This window comes from Curtobacterium sp. B8, from assembly GCF_000333315.1.
Taxonomy (GTDB): Bacteria; Actinomycetota; Actinomycetes; order Actinomycetales; family Microbacteriaceae; genus Curtobacterium; species Curtobacterium luteum.
This window is the reverse complement of sequence record NZ_BACW01000114.1, coordinates 1-5,003: the sequence shown is the minus strand read 5'-3', so window position 1 is coordinate 5,003 and position 5,003 is coordinate 1. Positions and strand designations below refer to the sequence as shown.

The 5,003-nt window shown below is 73.1% G+C and carries 5 protein-coding genes and 2 pseudogenes; 1 reads left to right on the top strand and 6 read right to left on the bottom strand.

Translation table 11 applies throughout. The annotated features are described in order from the left end of the window. Positions 1–182: hypothetical protein (locus tag I59_RS23120; protein ID WP_222834985.1), on the bottom strand; the 182-nt coding region annotated here is incomplete at its 3' end. A gap of 17 nt (positions 183–199) precedes the next feature. Between I59_RS23120 and I59_RS03040 the strand changes: the two are divergent. Next, a pseudogene (locus I59_RS03040) lies at positions 200–712 on the top strand (LuxR C-terminal-related transcriptional regulator); the annotation flags it as partial. Between the two features lie 230 nt (positions 713–942). On the opposite strand, the pseudogene I59_RS23795 reads toward I59_RS03040, so the two are convergent. The 5 genes and pseudogenes from I59_RS23795 to I59_RS03010 all read right to left on the bottom strand — a co-directional run. Further along, positions 943–2,207: pseudogene (locus I59_RS23795) on the bottom strand (MFS transporter). 267 nt (positions 2,208–2,474) lie between these two features. Continuing rightward, positions 2,475–2,654 carry a hypothetical protein gene (locus I59_RS03030; RefSeq protein ID WP_148286059.1) on the bottom strand — a complete coding sequence of 60 codons (180 nt, stop codon included), beginning with the start codon at positions 2,652–2,654 and terminating at the stop codon, positions 2,475–2,477. 155 nt (positions 2,655–2,809) lie between these two features. After that, positions 2,810–3,118 (bottom strand): thiamine-binding protein, encoded by a 309-nt coding sequence (locus I59_RS03025; protein ID WP_022902613.1) that lies wholly within the window; start codon positions 3,116–3,118, stop codon positions 2,810–2,812. After that, on the bottom strand, positions 3,115–4,404 hold the full coding sequence (locus I59_RS03020; protein WP_042726407.1) for a glycosyltransferase 87 family protein: 1,290 nt from the start codon (positions 4,402–4,404) through the stop codon (positions 3,115–3,117). The genes I59_RS03025 and I59_RS03020 overlap by 4 nt, the downstream gene beginning before the upstream one ends. Before the next feature lie 244 nt (positions 4,405–4,648). Beyond that, positions 4,649–5,003, bottom strand: a 355-nt coding sequence (locus tag I59_RS03010) for an NAD(P)H-hydrate dehydratase (protein WP_022902610.1), incomplete at its 5' end; no start/stop codon positions are given.

The following is a 5,003-nucleotide window of genomic DNA, read 5'->3' as shown; positions in this document are numbered from 1 at the left end:
CACTTGTCCGCAACCGTGTACGGACGGAAGAAGTGTCCTGACTGCAGGAGCTCGTCGCAGCTGGAGAGGAGTGACCAGGCCCGGTTCTTGTGCTGACGCTTGAAAGACGGAATCCACTCCGAGTACGACTCACCCGGCAGGCAGACCTTTGCGCTGAACGTCACTTCTTCCGCACCGTTCATCGTCGCGATCGCCTCTACTCGATGTGGTGCTGCTCGACCTCGACCTCAAGGACTCGATCCCGGTCTCGCTGAAGATCTCGACGCTCAAGACCGCCGGGGTGAAGACCGTCGTGATGAGCACGTACTCCGAGCCCAACGTCGTCCGCGAGGCGCTGGCGGCCGGCGCGCTCGGCTACCTCGTGAAGAGCGAGGACGCCGAGATGATCGTCGAGGCGATCCGCTCGGCCCAGCGCGGCGAGCAGTACGTCTCCGCCGAGCTCGACCTTGCCATCAACTCCGGCGACGTCGGCGGCGTGCCGAAGCTCAGCGCCCAGGAGCGCCGCGTCATGGCCCTCTACGGCGGCGGCGAGCCGGTGAAGAGCGTCGCGTACCAGCTCGGGATCTCCGAGGAGACCGCGAAGAGCTACCTGAAGCGCATCCGCGAGAAGTACCGTGTCGCCGGCTTCGACGTCGGCACCAAGGTGGCGCTCCGGAAGCGGGCGATCACCGACGGCATCATCGTGCAGGACGGCAGCCCGCTCGGCCTGTAGTCGCCCGGGTCGCAGCCCGCTCAGGCGGCAGCCCGCTCGGTGCGACGCGTCCGCACCGTTGCACAACCGAAGTCACCCAGCACCGCGCAACCGCGTGGTTCGGGGTGACTTCGGTTGTGCGAGCGCGAAGCGCGCCGACAGTGGACGCTGACGACCGCGCCGACAGCGGACGCCGACGACCGCGGCGCGCCGACGGCGACGGCGGCGCCGCGGCGTCCGTCGCGCCGGCGTCAGACGGTGGGCACCGGCGCGGTGATCGGCCCGGTGGACGGGTGCGAGGAGCGGAGCGCGGCACGAGCGCCCGACCGACGCTCCACGCCGTAGCTGATCGCCGTGACACCGACGCCGAGCAGCGCGAGCACGATACCGAGCCACGCCGGGGCGAGGAAGCCGAACCCGGCAGCGATCACCGCGCCACCGAGCGCCGCGCCGAGCGAGTTGCCGATGTTGAACGCCGAGTGGTTGAGCGCCGCGGCGATCGTGCGCGCGTCACCGGCGACGTCCATGAGCCGCGACTGCACGGCCGGCGGGATCGCGGACGACGTGGCGCCCAGCAGGAACGCGCCGGCGACCATGCCGACCGTCCACTGCGCGGTCAGCACGGTGAGGAGCAGTGCACCCACGAGCGCCAGCAGGCCGACGTAGATCGTCCGCTTCACGCTGTGGTCGGCCAGGTGTCCGCCGACGACACCACCGACCACCATGCCCAGCCCCACGACGACGAGCACGAGCGGGACCGCGGACTCGCTGAGCCCGGTCACGTGCTGGACCAGCGGCGAGATGTACGAGTACACCGCGAAGAAGCCGCCGAAGCCGATCGCCCCGAGGCCCATCACGATCCAGAGCTGCGGCTCCGGAACGCGCAGAGCTCCCGACCGATGGTGGCGTGCTCGTCCCGGGGCGACCGGGGCACGAAGGCCGCCACGGCGAGGAACGTCGCCCCGAACAGCGCCGCGACGACGCCGTACGCGGTGCGCCAGCCCGCGACCTGGCCGACCCAGGTGATCGCCGGGACACCGACGACGTTCGCGACGGACAGGCCGAGCATCACCATCGCGATGCCCTTGCCGCGCTTGCCGGGGCCCATCATGTCCCCGGCGACGATCGACGCGATGCCGAAGTAGGCCCCGTGCGGGAGTCCGGCGACGAACCGCGCGACGAGCACGAGACCGAACGTCGGCAGGACCGCGCTCGCGACGGTGGCCAGGACGAAGCCGACGAGCAGCACGAGGACGAGTCCCTTGCGCGGGAACTTGGCGGACATCGCCGCGATCGTGGGCGCGCCGACGACGACCCCGAGTGCGTAGGCGCTGACGATCCAGCCCGCGTGGGCGACACCGGCGTCCGGGTCCGCCGCGTACTGGCCCGGCAGGAGCGCCGCCGCGATGTTCGGCAGGAGCCCCATCGCGACGAACTCGGTCGAACCGATCGCGAACCCACCGAGGGCGAGGGCGACGAGCGCGGCAGTGCGGCGCGCAGGCGTGAGGTTGGTCATGGTGCCTGTTCTCGGACGGGAGGTGGGTCGAGCGGGGCGTCACGCGCTCGAGGTGTCGCGCGTTCCCTGCCGACCGGCTCGCCGTCGACGGTGGGCACCAGCACTCGGAGGGCGTCCCGGTTCGGCGTCGAACGGGTGACGGGACGGCCGGGCCGACCCGCTCCCAGCAGTGTAGAACGCTCCAACGGCCGGACGGAAGACGACAGGCCGAATCGATTCGACCGACACCCGGCGCCCTCGGGCGACCTCGACGGGCCAGCCGGTGGGTCAGGCCGCGCGGCGCTCCGTGGTGCTCGGGGCGGCAGCCGCGGACTCGGGCAGCTCGTCCCGGTGGACCCAGCCCGCACCGCACTCGGAGCAGGTCGCCCAGGCGTGCTCGCCGGCGTCGTCCACGTCGATGACGACCGAACGCAGGTCGCAGTCGGGGCACCAGCCGTCGTGCATCATGAGCAGCTCCTCGTCGTCGTGCGGACGCCTGTCGCGTCCGTCACCGACAGGAGACACCCGACCACCGACATCTGCGGGAGGCGTGCGGCGTGTCGTCGGCGCGCAGAGCGGTCGATCAGCACACCCACCCGCGACCAGCGCGAGCACGCGCACGCTCAGCGGTCCAGCGCCGCCTCGAGCCGCTCCACCTTGCCGTCGATCTCCCCCGTGTGCCCGGGCCGGATGTCGGCCTTGAGCACGAGCGACACCCGCGTGCCGAACGGTGCGACGGCCTCGGTCGCACGCTTCACGACGTCCATCACCTCGTCCCACTCCCCCTCGAGCTCCGTGAACATCGACGAGGTGCGGTTCGGCAGGCCGCTCTCGCGGACGACCCGCACGGCGGCGGCGACGGCGTCGTGCACGGACCCGTCCTCGGTTGCGGCGGGACCACCGGACGGTGCGACGGAGAACGCGACGATCATGCGTCCATCCTGCCCGGCTCGAGCCGGGAACGCGACGACGGAGCAGCGGACGCCAGCGACCCCCGCGCCCGCCCCCGCGCCCCGAGCCGCACGAGCTCGACGACACCCCACACCAGCACGACGACCTCGAGCACGTTCCGGAGCGTCAGCACCACGAGGATCCACGGCTGCACCGTCAGGACCTGGTCGTAGTAGCCCGGGTAGACGAGCTGCGTCAGGAAGGCCATCGGGAGCGCCAGCAGGGCCAGCGGCAGGAACCGCCTCGCGCTCGGCCGGCCCGCGACGAGCCCCCACACGACCGGCACGGCGAACCAGCCGATGTACTGCGGGGACCCGACCTTGTTCGTCGCGACGAGCGCGGCGACGAGCACGAGTGCGAGCAGCGGCGCGGCCTGGGTCCGGGAGGCACCCCGCCGGACCGCCCGGAGCGCCAGCACGACCCCGGCGAGCACCACCAGGGCCATGAGGGGCGTCGACACCGCCGCCGCCGCGTGGGTGCCGGCGCCGGACACCTCGAAGGTCAGGATCTCGCGGTCGTAGTAGACGGCGGCCCCCGGCACGCGGGCGGCGGCAGCCCACAGGAACGGGGTCGCGAGGGGCGACTCGATCTGGAGCGCCCGACCGCCCTGCTCCCCGATGAACGAGAACAGGAAGGGCGCACCGCCGTAGAGCACGTCCACGAGCACGATGAGCGCCGTGGTCACGAGCGCACCGACGACCACGCCCCACCGACGTCCGCGCCGCACGAGCGCCAGGACGCCCACGAGCGCGGCCGGCCACACCTTGGTCCACGCGGCGGCGGTGAACAGCACGGACGCGACCGCCGGACGGGTGGCGACGAACGCGACCCCGGCGAGCGCGAGCACGGTCGCGATGCTGTCGATCCGGCCGAGCGCGATCGGGCCGAGGGCGAGCAGGAAGACGAGCCACCACCAGACGACACGGACCCGTGCCGCACCGACCCAGGTGCGGTGCCGCCAGAGCAGCAGGCACGCCGCGGCGTCGAGGAGCACCACGAGGACGAGCCAGCCGGTCCCGATCGCGGCGACGCCGCCGAGCGCCGCGGCCGCCATCGGCACGATCGCGAGGATCGGGTACACCCAGGCCTCGTCGACGCCGACCCAGAAGTGCGACTGCTGCCCCGTCTCGATCCACCGTCGGTAGGTGATGGTCACGTCGCCGAGCGGGAGGTTGGCGGACACCGTGGTCAGCCACCACAGCGCGGCGTGCACGGCGACGAAGGCCGCTCCGAACAGGACGGGCTCGACCCAGGCTCTCCGCTGCACCGGACGAGCGTACCGACCCGCACCCATGGTGCACCGGGGAGCGCGTCGCCGGGCGCGACCCGACGGCCGGCCTGGAGGCACGGGGCGAGCCCGCCACGGGCCTCCCGGCCGTCTCGTGGTCACGTCACGACCGACGCGGGACGGCCCTGATGGTCACCTCGCGACCGACGCGCGACGACCGCACCGCTGTCGTGCGACGACGACACCGTCGCCACACGGCGGCCGAGGTCCTGCCGGGCGGTGGTCAGGCCGCGTCGCCGTCGACCGCGAGGTCGCGGACGACGCCGGGCAGCTGCTCCACGAGCGCCGTGATCGGGAAGGGCCCGCCACGGGAGGCGCGGCGCGCCGCGAGCCCGTGCACGACCGCGGCCGTGGCGGCGAGGTGTGCGAGGTCCGACGGCGTCAGCGCGCTGCCCGCCGCCTCGACGGCGCCCTGGCGGCCCGCGACGAGCGCACCGAGCACGCCGCCGAGCGCGTCGCCGGCGCCGGCGGTCGCGAGCCAGGGGGTCGCCGAGGACGCGACGAGCGCGACGCCGCCGTCCGGGGTCACCACGTGGGTGCGCTCCCCCTTGAGGAGCACGACGCGCCGGTCTGCCGGC